Here is a 17,382-nt window from a genome sequence, read left to right as displayed (position 1 = left end):
CGATCGAGGCAGGACGCGCTGGGAGGCCGACATGGTTCAGGCAGGGGTATGGCGCAGGGCAGTCGCGGGGGTCAGCATGCTGGGGGTGGTGCTGGCGGGGGCGACGACGACGGCGCCTGCGCTCGCGGCACCGGCGCCGGACGCCGAGGCCAAGATCGAGCAGGCGGTGCAGGAGGAGCTCGAGACGCAGGGGAGGACCGACTTCTGGGTGCGGCTGGAGGAGCGCCCCGACCTCACGCAGTTCGAGGGGGTGCGGGACTGGGCCGCTCGCGGCCAGGGGGTGTACGACGCGCTCACCAGCACCGCGACCGCCAGCCAGGCGGGGGTGCGCGCCAAGCTGGACGCCGAGGGCGCCACCTACGAGACGCACTGGATCACCAACGCGGTGCACGTGACCGCCGGGTCGGAGGACCTCGCGCTGGCCCTGGCAGGGCGCTCCGAGGTCGAGGGGATCTACCCGACCCGCACCTACGACGTGCCCGAGGTGCGCCCGGTGGAGCCCACGGCGGTCGGTCCGGCGGCGGTCGAGTGGGGGATCGCCGACATCAACGCCGACGACGTCTGGAGCGAGTTCGGCGTCACCGGCGAAGGCATCGTCGTCGCGACCATCGACACCGGCGTGCAGTACGACCACCCCGCGCTGGTGGAGCAGTACCGCGGGAACAACGGCGACGGCACCTTCGACCACGACTACAACTGGTTCGACGCGGCCGGGGTCTCGCCCGAGGAGCCGGTCGACGTCGACGCCCACGGCACCCACGTGACCGGCACCATGGTCGGCGACGACGGTGGCGACAACCAGGTCGGCGTCGCCCCGGGCGCCCGGTGGATCGCCGCCAACGGCTGCTGCCCCTCCGACGACGCGCTCATCACCAGCGGGGAGTGGATGCTCGCGCCGACCCGGGTCGACGGCAGCGACCCCGACCCCGCCCAGCGTCCGCACGTCATCAACAACTCCTGGGGCTCGGGCATACCGTCCGACGACCCGTTCATGGAGGACGTGTCGCTCGCTTGGGCGGCCGCCGGCCAGTTCGGGGTCTGGGCCAACGGCAACATCGGTCCGGGCTGCGAGACCTCGGGGTCGCCGGGGAGCCTGGTCGTCAACTACTCGGTGGGCAACTACGACGCCGCGCACCAGATCGCCGACACCTCCAGCCGCGGCGCGGGCCAGGACGGGGAGACCAAGCCCAACGTGTCGGCGCCCGGCACCGCCGTGCGCTCCTCGGTGCCCGGCAACGACTACGCCGCGTTCTCCGGCACGTCGATGGCCTCGCCGCACGTGGCCGGCTCGATCGCCCTGCTGTGGTCGAGCGCGCCGGTGCTCGTCGGTGACCTCGAGGCGACGAAGAACCTGCTGGACGGCACCGCCGTCGACAGCCCGGACGACCAGTGCGGGGGCACCGACGAGGACAACAACGTCTTCGGCGAGGGACGCCTGGACGCGCTCGCGCTCGTGGAGTCCGCCCCTCGCGGCGACACCGGGTTCGTCGAGGGCACCGTGACCGACGCCGCCTCCGGCGACCCGCTGGGCCGGGCGCAGGTGAGCCTCGACGGCCCGCTGGAGCGTGAGCTCACGACCGACGCCGAGGGCAGGTACCGCGCCCTGGTGACCTCCGGCGACTACGCCGTGATCGCCTCGAGCTTCGGCTGGGTCTCCGAGAGCGCGGAGGTGACCGTGCCCGTGGACGGCACGGTGGTGCGGGACTTCGCTCTCGACCAGGCGCCCACGGGCACCCTGAGCGGGACCGTCGGTGACGGCTCCGGCCAGGGCTACCCGCTCTACGCCAAGGTCTCCGTCGGGGGCACGGCGCTGACGACGTTCACCGACCCGCTCGACGGGAGCTACGCCCTGGACGTCCCGCTGGGCACCCCGGTCGTGGTGCGGGTCGAGGCGCAGTACCCCGGCTACACGGTCGTCTCGGAGGAGGTGTCGCTCGAGGGGGACGAGACCCTGGACGTGAGCATGCTGGTCGACGTCCTCAGCTGCGTCGCGAACGGGTATGCCGCCAGCTCCACCGGCCTCACCGAGTCCTTCGACACCCTCGAGCTGCCGGACGGGTGGACCGTGGAGGACAACCTCGACAACGGCCAGGTGTGGACCTTCGACGACCCGGGCGGGATGGGCAACCTCACCGGCGGCGAGGGCGGCTTCGCCGACGTCAACAGCGACTTCTACGGCCCGGACGGCAGCCAGGACACCTCCCTGGTCTCCCCGGTCGTGGACCTCACGGGGCAGACCACCCCCGTCGTCGCCTTCAACCACTTCTACGTGGAGCTCGGTGACACCGCCGACCTCGACGTCAGCATCGACGGCGGCGGCACCTGGACCACGGTGAAGACCTACACGGGTGAGCAGATCGAGGTCAGGGACACCGTGCCCCTGCCGATGGCGGCCGGACAGAGCCAGGTGCAGGTGCGCTGGCACTTCTACGACGCCAACTGGACGCTCTGGTGGCAGGTGGACGACGTGCTGCTCGGCAGCATGTCGTGCGACCCGGTCGGTGAGGGCGGGTACGTCGTGGGCACCGTCACCTCCGGGGTGGACGACGACCCGGTCAGCGGCGCGACGGTGACCAACCTGGACTCCGGCGACTCCGGCATGAGCAAGGACACCCCGGCGGACGAGGGGCAGGACGACGGCTTCTACTGGCTGTTCAGCTCGCTGGCCGGACCGCACCCGTTCGAGGCGACCGCCCGCAGCTACAGCCCGGCGCGCCAGGACGTGGGCGTGCCCGACGAGGGCGCGGTCCGCGCCGACTTCACGCTCGAGGGTGGTGTCCTCACGGTGGACCCCGGGTCAATCGCGACCGACGTCCTGCTCGGTGAGGCGCAGACCCGCGACCTCACGGTGAGCAACGAGGGCACCGGCACCGCACAGGTGGAGCTGCGGGAGGTGGGCGGTGACATGACCATCCTGCGTGCCGACGGCTCCCGCTCCTCCGCCTCCGACGTCCGGGCTGCCGAGGGGGCGCCGGTGCGGACCGCCGACGTCGAGACCTCCTTCGGTGCGGCGCCCGGGGCGGGGCAGTCCTCCCCGTCGCCCCGCGCCCCCCAGGAGGAGCCGTGGACGGAGCTCACGCCCTACCCGACCGGGATCATGGACCACCGGGTCGTGGCCCTCGACGGCCAGTGGTACGTCGTGGGCGGCAGCGACGGCATGGAGCCGACGGACGCCGTCCACCGCTACGACAACGCCGCGATGGAGTGGACCGAGGTGGCGCCGCTGCCGATGAGGGTCAACGCGCCGTCGGCCGGCGTCGTCGGCGGGCAGATCGTGGTGTCCGGCGGGTGGGACGAGGCCGGCGCGACGACCGGTGCCACCGTCGTCTACGACGCCCGCGCCGATGCCTGGACCCAGGTGGCGGACAACCCGTCCGCGGTCTCGGCCGCAGGTCACGGTGTCCTGGACGGGCGGTTCTACACCGTCGGGGGGTGCACCACCGGCGACTGTGCGCCGGCCTCGGCCGCCGTGACGGCCTACGACCCGGGGTCCGACTCCTGGGAGGTGTTGGCGGACTACCCCGAGGAGATCGCCTTCGCCGCGTGCGGTGGTGCCGAGGGCCAGCTGTACTGCTCCGGCGGCGTCGACCCCGACAGCGGTTCCAGCTCGGCGGCCACCTACGCCTACGACCCGGCGGACGACGCGTGGTCCCCGGTCGCGGACGCGCCGAGCGACCACTGGGCGGCGGCCTACGCCGCGGCCGCCGGTCAGCTGGTCGTCAGCGGCGGCGTGCAGCAGGGCGACTTGTCCAACGAGACCTTCGGCTACGACCCGGCGACCGATACCTGGGTCGACCTGCCGAACGCCAACGTGCCCAGCTACCGCGGGGCCGGCGCCTGCGGCTTCGTCAGGGTGGGTGGGATCGACGGGGGGACCGTGCTCGACGTGGTCGAGTTGCTGCCCGGGTTCGACGAGTGCTCGGACGCCGGGGTGGACGTGCCGTGGCTCTCGCTCTCCCGGACCGAGTTCACTCTCGCGCCGGGGGAGTCGGTGACCGTCGAGGTGACGACCGACGGGGACGTGGCCCAGCCAGGTGCCTACACCGCAGGCGTCCGCGTCACCGGTGGCGTGGCCGGCAGCGACCCCACCATGGAGGTGGCGATGACGGTCCGGCCGCCGGCGACCTGGGGCAAGCTGTCCGGTCTCGTCGAGGGGGAGGACTGCGAGGGCGTCACGGACCCGCTCGGCGGGGCCGTCGTGGACGCGACCCCCGAGCGGGCCGATCAGCCGCGCTGGCGGATGGTGACCGACGCCGACGGCTCGTACGCCCGGTGGATCGACACCCGGGTCGGTGACCTGGAGCTGCTCGCCTCCGCCGCGTCCCACCTCAGCGACAGCGCCACGGTCAGCCCGCGTCGCGGCGAGGTGGTGGAGCAGGACTTCGCCCTGCTCCACGAGGACTGCGGCACGCCGCCCGGGCCGGTCCACCCCGAGGTCGAGCGGATCGCGGGGGAGGACCGCTACGGCACCGCCGTCCTGCTGTCGCGGACCTTCGACCCGGGGGTGGAGGCGGTCTTCGTGGCCACCGGCGCCGACTACCCGGACGCCCTGGCGGCGGCTGCGCGGGCCGGGAGCATCGGCGCTCCGGTGCTCCTCACCAAGCCCGACCGGCTCCCGGCGGCGACCGCCGGTGAGCTGGAGCGGCTCGACCCGCGGGAGGTCGTCGTCCTCGGCGGGGACGGCGCGGTCGAGGACGGCGTCGTCGAGGCGATCGAGGAGGCGGCCCGGGTGGAGGTCCGCCGTCTCGCCGGGAAGGACCGCTACGGCACGGCAGCACTGGTCGCGGCCGAAGTCGGCACGTCGGACACGGTCTACGTCGCGACCGGCCGGGACTACCCGGATGCGTTGGCCGGCGCGGCCCGGGCGGGTCGCTCCGACGCGCCGGTGCTGCTCGTGCGGCCCGACGCGGTGCCGGCGGCCACGGCGGCGGCGCTCACCGACCTCGGCGCGGAGGAGATCGTCCTGCTCGGTGGGGAGGGCGTCGTCGACAGCGAGGTCGAGGAGGCGCTGGAGGAGTGGGGCGCGGTCACGCGGGTGGCCGGGAAGAACCGGTACGCCACGGCCGCGCTGCTGGCAGGAGCGGACGACACCCGTGCCCAGGTGTTCGTGGCCTCGGGGCAGAACTGGCCGGACGCGCTGGCCGGGGCGGCGGCCTCGGGAAGCGCGGACGCGCCGATGCTCCTGGTCCGCCAGGCCTCCGTCCCCCCGTCGACCTGGACCACGCTCGAACGCCTCCAGCCGGCGCTCGTCAGCGTCCTCGGCGGTGACGGCGCCGTGGCCGACGACGTCCTGGAGCGGTTGCGCACCCTGGAGTAGGCCCGCCGGGACCGGCAGCCCGACCTGGCCCCCGCCCGGTCGGGCTGCCGCGTCTGCCGCTGCGGACGGCATATCCTGACCTCGTGCCGAAGAATCCTCGTGACGACAAGCCGCTCGACGACACCGACCTCGCCCTGGTCCGCCTGCTCGAGGTCGACGGGCGGATGTCCAACGCGATGCTGGCCCGTGAGGTCGGTGTCGCCGAGTCCACCTGCCTGGTCCGGGTGCGGTCGCTGCGCGAGCGCGGTGTCGTGCGCGGCATCCATGCCGACATCGACCCGGTGGCGGTGGGGAGACCGGTCGAGGCGATGATCGCTATCCGCTTCGGCGGGCACCGGCGGGCGAACTTCGAGGAGTTCACCCGCGAGGTGCCGCAGCTGCCCGGGGTGCTCGGGGCCTTCCACGTCTCCGGGGCCATCGACTACTACGTGCACGTGGCGGTCCCGAGCGCGGACGCCCTGCGGGACTTCGTGCTCGACCACCTCACCAACCGGCCCGGGGTCCTGCACGCCGAGACCAGCCTCATCTTCGAGTCGCTGCGCGGGCACGGGACCATGACCGCCGCCGACGAGGCTCCCGCAGAAGAGGCTTGACCCTCACGCTCCGTGAGGCTGCACGCTGGGGCACGTGACGCAGATGACGGCGCAGGAGACGTGGACGGTCGGCCAGGTGGCCAGCGAGGTCGGCGTGAGCATCCGCACGCTGCACCACTACGACGAGATCGGTCTGGTGGTGCCGGGTGGGCGGAGCCTCGCCGGGTACCGGCTCTACACCGCGGGCGACCTCTCCCGTCTGCAGCACGTCGTCGTCTACCGCCGGCTCGGGTTCGGGCTGGAGGAGATCGCCGAGCTGCTGCAGCAGGACGCCGACGTCACGGCGCACCTGCGGCGGCAGCGGGCGAGCGTCACGGACCGCATCGGGCAGCTCCAGGAGCTGACCCGGTTGATCGACGCAGCACTGGAGGACGAGATGAGTGGCAACCAGGTCAGCCCTGCCGAGCTGAGGCGGATCTTCGGCGACGGCTTCGACGACGACTACGCCGCCGAGGCGGAGCAGCGCTGGGGCGACACCGACGCGTGGCAGCAGTCCGCACGGCGCACCCAGGGTTACTCGGTCGAGCAGTGGCAGCAGGTCAAGGACGAGCAGGACGACCTCAACGCCCGCTTCGTCGCCGCGATGCAGCAGGGTCACGAGGCCGGCTCGGAGGTCGGCACGGCGCTCGCCGAGGAGGCCCGCCAGCAGATCTGCCGCTGGTTCTACGACTGCCCGCGGGAGATGCACGCCGCGATCGCGCAGATGTACGTCACCGACCCCCGGTTCACCGCCTCCTACGAGGAGATCGCCCCGGGGCTCGCACAGTACGTCCACGACGCGGTCGTGGCCAACGCCGCCCGCGGCTGAGAGGAGGTCGCCGGCCACCGTGACAGGTGGCCGGCGACCTCTTGTGCGGTGCGCGTCCCCAGCGGGACAATGCCTCGCACGCGCCGGACGTGACCGGTGGGCGAGCAAAGGAGCTGCCATGTCCGAGGACACGTCGAAGGTCTCCGTGGTTCCTGGAGAGTGGAGCGGTGACGTGGCCGGGGTGGCCGCCACGGCCGGGGTCGTCGCCGCCGTCGTCTCGACCTGGATCTTCACGCGCGCGGCGGCCCGGATCGAGCTGACCGAGGCGGCCGGGGTCGTCGAGGACTCCAGCTGGGTCGACGGCTCCTTCGCCCAGCGGGCGGCCGTCCTCGTCGTGCTGCTCGCTCTGTGGGTGGCCAGCCTGGCGATCATCGCCGCCGGCGTGCTGGCCGTCATCGAGACCCGCGCGGTGCTGAAGAAGCCCGTCGAGGGCCGGTCCGCGGCCGAGGTGGAGATCCACGGCAGCACGGTGGGCCGCCGCAGCCTGGCGGCCGAGACGGTCAAGGCCGCCTCCGTGCTCGTGGAGAAGCTCACCAGGGCGCGGGGCACCGTCGTCCTGGGGGTGGCAGGGATGGTCATCGGCATCGCCGCACTGGCCTCGATGGTGAGCGTGCTGTCCGGTGACGGCGGGGGCAGCGTCGTGGACGGGGCCGGCCAGACCGCGACGCCGACCCCGCAGGACGGCTCCGGCCAGACGCAGGCCCCGGTCGCTCCGGGGGACGGATCCACGGCGACGACCGGCACGTCGGGCGGCGACGAGTAGCCGCCCCGCGCCCTGCCCGGCCCGCTGTGGACGACGGTGGGCACGTCATACCCGTCCCGTAGGCTGCCCACGTGACCGAGCCGACCCCGCCCAGCGCGACCGGACGCGGTCGTGGACGGGGTCTGTTCATCGCCGTCGAGGGGGGTGACGGGGCGGGGAAGTCGACGCAGTCCGCCCGGCTGGGGCAGTGGCTGCAGGCGCAGGGGTATGCCGTGCTCCACACCCGCGAGCCGGGTGGCACCGCGCTGGGGCGGACCTTGCGCGAGCTCGTGCTGCACGGCGAGGACGGCTCGGTGTCGCCGCGCGCGGAGGCGCTGATCTTCGCTGCCGACCGGGCCCAGCACGTCGCCACCGTCGTCCGCCCGGCGCTGGAGCGGGGCGAGGTCGTCATCACCGACCGCTACCTCGACTCCTCGGTCGCCTACCAGGGGGCGGCGAGAGCCCTGGGGCACGAGGAGGTGCGCGAGCTCTCGCTGTGGGCCACGCAGGGGTTGCTGCCCGACCTCACTGTGCTCCTCGACGTCAGCGCCGAGCGTGGCCGGGCGCGGCGCGGGCGGGTCCACGACCGGCTGGAGCGCGAGGCCGACGACTTCCACGACCGGGTCCGTCAGGGCTTCCTCGACCTCGCCGCCCGCGCTCCGGAGCGCTACCTCGTCCTCGACGCGCACGAGGACGCCGGTCGCCTGGCCGAGCAGGTGCGCGAGCGCCTGGCCCCGCTGCTAAAGGGGGTGCGGTGAGCGTCTTCACCCAGCTCGTGGGCCAGCCGCGGGTCGTGCAGACCCTGCGGCGCGCCTCCGGCGACCCGGCGTCCATGACGCACGCCTGGTTGTTCACCGGCCCCCCGGGGTCGGGCCGGTCGGTCGCGGCGCGGACCTTCGCGGCCGCCCTCCAGTGCGAGGAGCAGGCCGGCGGGCCCGAGCAGGTGGGGTGCGGGCGGTGCCAGCCGTGCCGGATGGTCATGGCCGGGAGCCACCCGGACGTGCGGATCGTCGACACCGAGCAGACCTTCATCAAGGTCGACGAGGCCCGCGCGCTGGTGCTGGAGGCGCAGGCCCGACCGAGCCTGGGCCGGTGGCGGGTCATGGTCGTCGAGGACGCCGACCGGCTCAACGACCACTCGGCCAACACGCTGCTCAAGTCGCTGGAGGAGCCGACGGCCCGGACCGTGTGGATGCTGTGCGCCCCCTCCCTGGAGGACGTCCTGGTGACGATCCGCTCACGCTGCCGGCACGTCCGGCTGGGCACCCCGTCGGCGGGCGCGGTCGCCGACCTGCTCATCGAGCGCGACGGCATCGACCCGGCGATGGCGCACTACGCCGCGCGCGCGGCCCAGAGCCACATCGGCATCGCCCGACGGCTGGCCACCGACGAGCACGCGCGGGCCCGTCGCCGGGAGATCACCGGCATACCTCTGACGCTGGGCTCCCTGGGGGACGCCCTGAGGGCGGCGCAGGACCTCGTCGACGAGGCCGGGGAGGGGGCCAAGGCCACCTCGGCGGACCACGCCGAGCAGCAGCGTCGCGAGCTGCTCGAGCAGCTGGGCGCGGACGCCTCGGCGCGCACCCAGCCGCCGTCGGTGCGCGCCCACCTGCGCCGCCTCGACGACCGGCTCAAGGCTGAGGCGAAGCGGCAGCAGCACGACAGCATCGACGCGGCGCTGACCGACCTGGCCTCGGTCTACCGCGACGCGCTGCTCGTGGCGACCGGCGCGTCCGTGGGCCGCATCAACGCCAGCGAGCCGGAGCAGATCGAGCGGCTCGCGCGTTCCTTCACACCAGAGGGCCTGCTCGGGGCGTTGGAGACGATCGGCGAGGCCCGGCAGCGGCTCATCGCCAACGGCGCGCCGCTGCTGGTCCTCGAGGCCATGATGATTGGGTTGCTCTTGCCCCGGGGGTGAGACCAGACGGGAAAGGGACACACCACGTGCGAACCTCGATGACGGCCAGGGCGGTCGCCGGACTCAGCGCGATCGCGCTGCTGGCGGCCTGCAGCGACGACGCCCCGGACCCGGCGACCCCCGAGGGCGGTGGGGCGACCTCCTCGCAGGGCGGCGACGAGGGCGGCGGCGAGGCGGTCGCGACCTCGACCCCGGCGCCCGAGGAGGCGCCGGAGGGCCTGGAGGACTACTACTCGCAGGAGCTGGTGTGGAGCGCCTGCGAGGGCGACTTCGAGTGCGCCTCCCTCACCGTCCCGCTGGACTACGCCGAGCCGCAGGGGCAGACCATCGACCTCGCCCTGCTGCGCAGCCCGGCCGACGGAGAGGCGCAGGGCTCGCTCGTGGTCAACCCGGGCGGTCCGGGCGGCTCCGGCGTCGACTACGCCATGAGTGCCGGTATGGCGATCTCCGCCCCGGTGCGCGAGGCCTACGACGTCGTCGGTTTCGACCCTCGGGGCGTCGCCCGGTCCGCGCCCATCACCTGCTTCGACGACGCGCAGATGGACGAGTTCCTCTCCGCCGACCCCTCCCCGGACGACGCCGCCGAGGAGCAGGCGTCCCAGGAGCTCGTCGAGGACTTCGCCCAGGCGTGCGGCGCCAACGCCCCCGACCTCCTCGGGCACGTCTCCACGGTCGAGGCCGCGCGCGACATCGACGTCCTGCGCGCGGCCCTGGGCGACGGGGAGCTGACCTACCTCGGGGCCTCCTACGGCACCTTCCTCGGCACGACCTACGCCGCGCTCTTCCCGGACCGGGTGGGGCGCCTGGTGCTGGACGGTGCCATCGACCCCGAGCTCACCGGCCTGGAGATGGGGCTCGGCCAGGCCGAGGGGTTCGAGCGGGCCACCCGCGCCTACGTCGAGGACTGCGTGGCCGGCGGGGAGTGCCCGCTGGGCTCGGACGTCGAGTCGGCCATGGCGCGGATCCCCGCCTTCCTGGACGAGCTGGACTCCGCGCCACTCCCGGTCGGGGACGACGCGGCCGGCGAGCTCACCGAGGGCTGGGGGATGTACGGCATCATCGTCGCGATGTACGACCAGGGCGCCTGGCCGATCCTGTCCCAGGCCTTCGACCGGGCGTTCCAGGGCGACGGCACGCTGCTCATGTACCTCGCCAACCTCTACGCCTCCCGGTCCAGCGACGGCAGCTACGACGGGAACGGGATGCAGGCGATCTACGCGGTCAACTGCCTCGACCGGCCGGCCGGCTCGGACGGTGAGGACCTCGACTCGGAGGCGGTGGAGCAGCAGTTCGAGGAGGTGTCCCCGACGTGGGGACGCTACCTCGCCGGTGAGGGTGCGTGCGAGTACTGGCCGGCGGAGGCCAGCGAGACCGTGGAGGACTACTCGGCGCAGGGGGCCGACCCGATCCTCGTCATCGGCACCACCCGCGACCCGGCCACGCCGTACGAGTGGGCCGAGGGGCTCGCGGACACCCTCGACTCGGGCGTGCTGCTGTCCTACGACGGCGACGGGCACACGGCCTACGGCCGCTCCAACGACTGCGTCGACGACGCCGTGGACGCCTACCTGCTCGAGGGCACCGTCCCGGCGGACGGCACCACCTGCTGACCGGGACCGGGGTGGACCCGTCACCGCGCGGGTCCACCGGCGACGAGCGACGCCCCCGACCGGGGGTCGAGGGCGTCGTGGGTGGTGCTGCGGAGCCGCCTGGGGGAATCGAACCCCCGACCTATTCATTACGAGTGAATCGCTCTGGCCGACTGAGCTAAGGCGGCGCGTCGCCCGCCGGGCAACTCGACGAGGATACCCGACCGGGTCGGGCCTCCCAAACCAGCGACCCCCGTGGACGGGCTCTCGTGGAGCCGGTCCGCGGGGGTCGGCCGGTGGTCAGGGACGGTGCGGGTGCGGTGCTGGTCACCCGCCCCTCCGGCTCACTCCTGGTCGGCGACCATCCGCAGGGTGAAGCGGCTGTCGCCGCCCTCCTCGGTGACATTGGACATGCCGACCGCGGCGAGCTTCTCGAGCGCCGTGCGGGCGTTCTCGTCGGTGACCTCGGGCAGGTAGTACTGCTCGAAGGGCGCCACGTCGACGAAGAAGGTCGACTGCGCCTCGCCCGCGTCGGCGACCGCCCGGGTGAAGAGGTCGCTCTCGCCGAGCGTCTCGCCGCCGCCCTCGGCGACCGCGTCGACGTAGGACTGGTCGGTGCCGAGCGAGAGGGTGCCGTCGTCGTCGCGGACCACGAGGACCCCGGCGCCCATGCCGTTGTCGTCGAGCATCTCCTGGGCCCGGGCGGTGTCGGTCGTGGCGCGGTAGACCAGGGGCAGCTCCGGCACCGAGGGGTCGGTCTGCGAGATCCCCATGACGGCGTCCACGATGCCCGGCCCCACGGCCAGGGTCATCGACTCCCCGAGGAGGACCTTGAGGTCGTCGGGGAGGGAGAAGCCCTGCTGCGCCGCGGCGTCCGAGGCCTGCTGCAGCTCCTCGGCGTAGTCCTCGCTGTAGAGGTCCCAGAGCGACTGGACCATCTCGTCACCGTGCTCCAAGGACATCGCGACGGCGGTGTCGGCGGGGAGCTGGGTGACGAGGTTGTCGGCGTTGCCGCCCGCGGGCAGCGACTCCATACCGGTGACGTCCCGGCTGATGCCGTGCATCTCGATCGCGTCCGGGGTGAGCCGCACCGTCGCGGCCATGCGACCGGCGACCTCGGGCCGCTCGGTCCCCAGCCCCAGCTGGTCCTGGGTCATCTGCAGGCTCGGGTCGTAGGCCGCGGGGTCGATCTCGTCGGTCTGCGCGAGGTCGGCCCACATCGCCATGACGCCGGGCTCGCCCAGGTCCTCCATGTCGGAGGTGAAGTTCTCGTTGTCCGCCAGGGTGCCGGCCTCGGCGGCGGAGCGGACGGCCTCGACGGTGTCGGCCTCGCTGAAGACGACGTAGTCGCTCTCGAGGTAGTAGCCGACCTCCTCCGAGCTCTCGGCGACGTGCTCGTCGAGGAAGGCCAGGGCGGCGTCGCCGTCCTTGACCTGCAGCGCGACGGCGACGACCGGCTCCTCGCCCTCGCCGGCGCCCATGACGACCATCCCGGCACGGTCCCCGAGCCAGGGCTCGATGTCCTCCTCGAAGGACACGTCGCCGGGGACCTCGCCCTCGGCCTCGATCTGCTCCCACACCCACTCGCGCCACTCGCCCTCGGACAGGCGCTCGTCCATCTCGGAGTCCAGGCCCTGGAAGAAGCGCACCGCGGCGACCTTCTGCCCCGCCGAGGGGTCCAGGTCGACCTGCGCGTAGGCCGCGACCTCGCCGGGCAGGACGCTGTCCGGACGGTCACCGCCACCCCCCATCATGAGCGCGAACGCCGTGCCACCCCCGATGACGGCGGCCGCGGCGACACCCCCGCCGATGAGCAGCCACGGCGTCCTGCGCCCACCCTCGTCGACCTCGCCGGTCGTGTCGTTCACCGTTGTCATCAAAATCCCCTGTCGTGTGCCGCGGTCACTCCGCGGGCGTCGTCGTCGCCGGCCGGTGGCCCGTGCGGGAGCCATGGTACCGCGCGCGGCACGGGTGTCCGCCCCGTGCACCGCTACGACGACAGGTGGGCACCGATGGTTCCGCCCCGAGGCTCAGGGGTCGGGCGTCAGTGCTGCGGCATGGGCCAGCGCGCGGTCGACATCCCCTCGTCCTTGGCGCGCTTCACGGCCTCGAGGTAGCACTGCTCGGCCTCCTCGCGGCCGGCCCAGTGGGCGCCCTCGACGGACTTGCCCGGCTCGAGGTCCTTGTAGACCTCGAAGAAGTGCTGGATCTCCAGCCGGGTGTGGGTGCCGATGTCGTCCAGGCTCTGGATGCCCATCTTGCGCGGGTCCTCGGCCGGCACGCAGATGATCTTGTCGTCCCCGCCGGCCTCGTCACGCATGTGGAACATGCCGATCGGGCGGGCGAGCACCAGGCAGCCGGGCCAGGTCGGCTCGTCGAGGAGGACCAGCGCGTCCAGCGGGTCGCCGTCCTCGCCGAGGGTCTCCTCGATGTAGCCGTAGTCGGCGGGGTAGCGGGTCGCGGTGAAGAGCATGCGGTCCAGCCGGATCCGGCCGGTCGCGTGGTCGACCTCGTACTTGTTGCGGCTGCCCTGCGGGATCTCGATCGTCACGTCGAACTGCATCTGCTGCTCTCTCTGGCTCGGGGACGGCATAGGCTCGGGCCCCAGTGTCCCTCATCCTGGGGGTCCGGGACGACGGAGGTCGAGCACGTCGGTGGAAGGTCTGCGCAACACCCCCCGCAGCACACGGTATGCCCTCGCCGGGGTCGCCGCGCTCGTGGTCGCCCTCGGTGCGCTCGCGCCCGGGACGGCCGACCCGCGCGCCGTCGCCGCCGAGCAGGTCGGCGCCACGGAGGAACCGCCGTCGCCGGACCAGGCCACGGCCACCGCGGACGCCGCGCCGTCCCCGGGTGAGGTGCGCCCCCGGATCGCGCCCGCGACCGAGCCCCTGCGGCCGGTCACCTCGGCGCCGGTGCCGGACCGTGGCGCCGTCTCCGGCCAGATCAGCGACGAGCTCGACAGCACCTGGCTGGGCGGGACGACGCGCCGCGCCGTCGCCATCCGGGACGCGCTCACCGGGGAGCCGCTGGGCGACCGCTACTCCTCCCGGCTGGTCACCCCCGCGTCGACGACCAAGCTGCTCGCCGCCGCGGCGGTCGTCACCGGGCTGCCGGGGGACCACACCTTCACCACGCGGGTGGTCGCGGGGGCCGAGCCGGGCGAGGTGGTCCTCGTCGCCGGCGGGGACATGCTCCTCGCCGACGGGGACGGCGACCCGGAGGCTGTCGCCGGGCACGCCGGGATCGCCGACCTGGCGGCGCAGACCGCGGCCTCGCTCGGGTCCGCGCAGGAGTCCGACGACGCCGCCGCGGACGGACCGGTGCGGGTGAGCCTGGACCTGACCCACGTCGAGGGCCCGCACGCCATGCCCACGTGGATCGACCGCTGGCTCGACGAGGGCTACGCCGGCCGCATCGTGCAGATCGGCCGCTCGGTCGACCGTGCCCGCCCCTTCAACCCCTCGCCCCGCGCGCCCGAGCAGGAGGTGGCCCGGGTGTTCCGGGAGGCGCTCGCGGAGGAGGGCGTCGACGTCGAGGGCGCCCGGGACGACGACGCCCGGGCGGAGGAGGTGCAGGCCGCCACGGACGCCCGTGAGCTCGCCGTGGTGGAGTCCGCGGCCGCCCGGGACGTGCTGGCCCTGGCCCTGGCCACCAGCGACAACGCCATGGTCGAGCAGCTGGCGCGGCAGGCCGCGGTGGCCGACGGCGAGGCGGCCGACCAGGAGTCCGTCACCGCCTGGATCCGGCAGACGATGGTCGACGACTACGGGCTCGACATGACGGGGGTGCGCCTCACGGACGCGAGCGGGCTGTCCGACGGCACCCTCATCCCCGTCGCCGCGGTCGCCGACGTCCTCGTGGCCGGCGCCGACGGCTCCCACCCCCGGCTGCAGGAGGTGCTCGCCGCGGGTGGCCTGCCGATCGCCGGTTACACCGGCACCCTCACCACCCGATTCCACCTCGACGTCCACGAGCCTGCCGTCGGCAACGCCCGCGCCAAGACCGGCACCCTGCCCGGGGTCAGCTCCCTCGCCGGCACGGTCGTGACGCGCGACGGGCGGCTGCTCGTCTACGCCCTGACGGCCGACGACATCGACCGGGGTTCCGCCGCGATCGAGGCCGCCTCGGTGCTGGACGAGGTGGTCGCCGACCTCGCCCGGTGCGGCTGCTGAGCGTCCCGGGTCGCCGCGGGGGCGGGCGAGCGCATACCGTCACGGCATGAGCGAGCAGCCCGCCACCACCGACGACGCTCCCCTCGACGACGTGCGGGGCAGCGCCCTCGTGGACTGGGAGTTCGCCGCCGCGGCCGCCGCCCGGCTGGCGCCCCCCGGACCCAGGGCGAGCCGGCGCGAGATCACCGACCTGGTCACCGACCTGCGGTCGGCCGCCGCGCGGGCGGTGGACCCGGTCGCCACGACGGCCCGGCTCTCCACCCCTCCCGGCACCCCCGAGGCGCTGGTCGTCGACCGGGCCGGCTGGATCCGCGCCAACTGCGCCTCGATGGACGCCATGCTCGCTCCCGTCCTCGACGAGGTCGTGCGCAGGAAGCGGGCCGCCGACCGGGACCGGGCGCAGCGCGCCGGCCGGGAGCTGCCCGACCTGGGGGCCACCTCCCAGGCCATCTCCGCCAAGGTCACCGGGACCGAGGTCGCGGGCCTGCTCTCCTGGATTTCGACCAAGGTGCTGGGCCAGTACGACCTGGCGCCCCAGGGCACCCCCGGGCTGATGTTCGTGGCCCCCAACATCCTCGCGGCCGAGCGCGAGCTCGGGGTGGACCCGACGGACTTCCGGCTGTGGGTCGCCATGCACGAGGAGACCCACCGGGTGCAGTTCACCGCGGTGCCCTGGCTGCGCGAGCACCTCATCGAGCGCGCCCGCAGCATGGGCACCCGGATCATGCCCGAGCCGGAGGACCTCGGCCAGCGGCTCAGGGAGATCGTCGGCGCCCTCCCCGACGTCGTCCGCGGCGAGGCGGACATCACCCAGGTCGTGGCCACGCCCGAGCAGCGGGAGAAGCTCGCCGAGGTCACCGCTGTCATGTCCCTGCTCGAGGGCCATGCCGACGTGGTCATGGACGAGGTCGGGCCCAGCGTCATCCCCTCGGTGGCCGAGATCCGCCGCCGGTTCACCCAGCGGCGCAAGGGGGCGGGCAACGTCGACAAGCTGCTGCGCCGGCTGCTGGGCATGGAGGCGAAGATGCGGCAGTACAAGGACGGCGCGATCTTCGTCCGGGCGGTCCAGGACCAGGTCGGCGTGGAGGGGTTCAACCGCGTCTGGACCTCGCCGCAGACCCTGCCCCGGCCGACCGAGATCGCCGACCCGCAGGCGTGGGTCGCCCGCGTGCACGGCTGAGCCGGTGCCCGGACCGCCCCCGGCCCTGGCGGACGCGCGCGTCGCGGTGCGCCGGTGGCTGGACGGCAGCGGCCTGGAGCGGGGGGCGCTGGTGCTGCTCGGGTGCTCCGGCGGGGCCGACTCGCTGGCGCTGACCGGGGCGACCGGCTTCGTCGCCCCCCGCGCGGGGTATGCCGTCGGTGCCGTCGTCGTCGACCACGGGCTGCAGCCCGGGTCGGCGGGGGTGGCCCGGGAGGCCGCTGACCGGTGCCGGTCGCTGCTCCCCGACGGCTCGCCCGTCGAGGTGGTGCGGGTGTCGGTCTCGTCCTCGGGGGCCGGTCCGGAGGCGGACGCCCGGACGGCGAGGTATGCCGCGCTGGCCGACGCCGCGCGAGGGCTCGGTGCGGCGGCGGTGCTGCTGGGGCACACCCGCGACGACCAGGCCGAGCAGGTGCTGCTCGGCCTGGCTCGCGGGTCCGGCGCCCGCTCGCTGGCCGGCATGTCCGACCGGCGGCCGCTCGGCGGGGGCCTGCTGCTGGGCCGGCCGCTGCTCGGGCTCTCCCGGCAGCGGACGTCGGACGCCTGCGCGGCGCTGGGCCTGGCTCCCCACCGCGACCCGCACAACGAGGACCGCCGCTTCGCGCGGGTCCGGGCCCGGGGGGCCCTCGCCCGGCTGGAGGGCGACCTCGGACCCGGCCTGGCCGGCAACCTGGCGCGTTCCGCCGACCTGCTGCGCGACGACGCCGACGCGCTGGACGCGCTGGCGGACACGGCATACCTCGACCTGGGTGAGCAGCCGTGGGGCGCACCGGCCCTGGCGGCCCTGCCCCGGGCCGTCCGGACCCGGCTGTGGCGTCGGGCGGCGCTCGAGCAGGGCAGCCCCGGCACCGATCTCACGGGGGAGCACCTGCGGGCCGTCGACGCCCTCGTCACGGACTGGCACGGGCAGGGACCGCTGCACCTGCCCGGCGGGGTCCGGGCCGTCCGGACGGGGGAGGGGGTGCGGCTGCACCGGGAGGCGTAGTTGGATGGGGTCCGACGCGGGTGCGTGACCGCCCGGGTCTCAGCGCCGGACGACGAAGGA

12 protein-coding genes and 1 tRNA gene are annotated in these 17,382 nt (G+C 74.0%); 10 read left to right on the top strand and 3 right to left on the bottom strand.

Annotation, left to right across the window (positions count from 1 at the left end; all coding sequences use genetic code 11):
* Positions 1 to 76: 76 nt before the first annotated feature.
* The 7 genes from AVL62_RS13190 to AVL62_RS13160 all read left to right on the top strand — a co-directional run bounded on the left by AVL62_RS13190 (position 77) and on the right by AVL62_RS13160 (position 10,988).
* The gene (locus AVL62_RS13190; RefSeq protein WP_235585704.1) at positions 77 to 5,317 is read left to right on the top strand and encodes a cell wall-binding repeat-containing protein; all 5,241 of its coding nucleotides are present in this window, start codon (positions 77 to 79) and stop codon (positions 5,315 to 5,317) included.
* Between the two features lie 83 nt (positions 5,318 to 5,400).
* The gene (locus tag AVL62_RS13185; protein ID WP_058892117.1) at positions 5,401 to 5,910 is read left to right on the top strand and encodes an Lrp/AsnC family transcriptional regulator; all 510 of its coding nucleotides are present in this window, start codon (positions 5,401 to 5,403) and stop codon (positions 5,908 to 5,910) included.
* 43 nt (positions 5,911 to 5,953) lie between these two features.
* On the top strand, positions 5,954 to 6,718 hold the full coding sequence (locus AVL62_RS13180; RefSeq protein WP_058892116.1) for a MerR family transcriptional regulator: 765 nt from the start codon (positions 5,954 to 5,956) through the stop codon (positions 6,716 to 6,718).
* Between the two features lie 118 nt (positions 6,719 to 6,836).
* Positions 6,837 to 7,481, top strand: coding sequence for a hypothetical protein (locus AVL62_RS13175; protein WP_058892115.1), 645 nt, complete (start codon positions 6,837 to 6,839; stop codon positions 7,479 to 7,481).
* A gap of 71 nt (positions 7,482 to 7,552) precedes the next feature.
* Positions 7,553 to 8,218, top strand: a complete 666-nt coding sequence (gene tmk, locus AVL62_RS13170) for a dTMP kinase (protein ID WP_058892114.1) — start codon at positions 7,553 to 7,555, stop codon at positions 8,216 to 8,218.
* Positions 8,215 to 9,378, top strand: a complete 1,164-nt coding sequence (locus tag AVL62_RS13165; protein WP_058892113.1) for a DNA polymerase III subunit delta' — start codon at positions 8,215 to 8,217, stop codon at positions 9,376 to 9,378. Before tmk ends, AVL62_RS13165 begins: the two co-directional genes overlap by 4 nt.
* Positions 9,379 to 9,404: 26 nt before the next feature.
* On the top strand, positions 9,405 to 10,988 hold the full coding sequence (locus AVL62_RS13160) for an alpha/beta hydrolase (RefSeq protein ID WP_235585703.1): 1,584 nt from the start codon (positions 9,405 to 9,407) through the stop codon (positions 10,986 to 10,988).
* A 93-nt stretch (positions 10,989 to 11,081) separates the two neighbouring features.
* Here the strand turns inward: AVL62_RS13160 and AVL62_RS13155 are convergent.
* The 3 genes from AVL62_RS13155 to AVL62_RS13145 form a co-directional block, all read right to left on the bottom strand.
* Positions 11,082 to 11,155 (bottom strand) — tRNA-Thr (locus tag AVL62_RS13155).
* Positions 11,156 to 11,311: 156 nt separating this feature from the next.
* Positions 11,312 to 12,835 (bottom strand): DUF3352 domain-containing protein, encoded by a 1,524-nt coding sequence (locus tag AVL62_RS13150; RefSeq protein WP_058892111.1) that lies wholly within the window; start codon positions 12,833 to 12,835, stop codon positions 11,312 to 11,314.
* Positions 12,836 to 13,011: 176 nt separating this feature from the next.
* The gene (locus tag AVL62_RS13145; RefSeq protein ID WP_058892306.1) at positions 13,012 to 13,530 is read right to left on the bottom strand and encodes an inorganic diphosphatase; all 519 of its coding nucleotides are present in this window, start codon (positions 13,528 to 13,530) and stop codon (positions 13,012 to 13,014) included.
* 91 nt (positions 13,531 to 13,621) lie between these two features.
* On the opposite strand from AVL62_RS13145, the gene AVL62_RS13140 reads away from it, so the two are divergent.
* From AVL62_RS13140 to tilS, 3 genes are read left to right on the top strand one after another with little or no spacing between them, the layout of a single operon-like run.
* Positions 13,622 to 15,139 carry a D-alanyl-D-alanine carboxypeptidase/D-alanyl-D-alanine-endopeptidase gene (locus AVL62_RS13140; protein ID WP_058892110.1) on the top strand — a complete coding sequence of 506 codons (1,518 nt, stop codon included), beginning with the start codon at positions 13,622 to 13,624 and terminating at the stop codon, positions 15,137 to 15,139.
* A 46-nt stretch (positions 15,140 to 15,185) separates the two neighbouring features.
* Positions 15,186 to 16,319: a zinc-dependent metalloprotease gene (locus AVL62_RS13135; RefSeq protein WP_058892109.1), complete on the top strand. Its 1,134-nt coding sequence runs from the start codon at positions 15,186 to 15,188 to the stop codon at positions 16,317 to 16,319.
* Positions 16,320 to 16,323: 4 nt separating this feature from the next.
* A complete protein-coding gene (gene tilS / locus AVL62_RS13130) occupies positions 16,324 to 17,322 on the top strand; it encodes a tRNA lysidine(34) synthetase TilS (protein ID WP_058892108.1) in 999 nt (332 codons plus the stop codon).
* The last annotated feature ends 60 nt before the right edge of the window (positions 17,323 to 17,382 follow it).

The organism is Serinicoccus chungangensis (genome assembly GCF_001483745.1).
In the GTDB taxonomy this organism is placed as follows: Bacteria; Actinomycetota; Actinomycetes; order Actinomycetales; family Dermatophilaceae; genus Ornithinicoccus; species Ornithinicoccus chungangensis_A.
The sequence above is the reverse complement of the archived record's forward strand: the minus strand, read 5'-3'. Positions and strand labels throughout refer to the sequence as shown.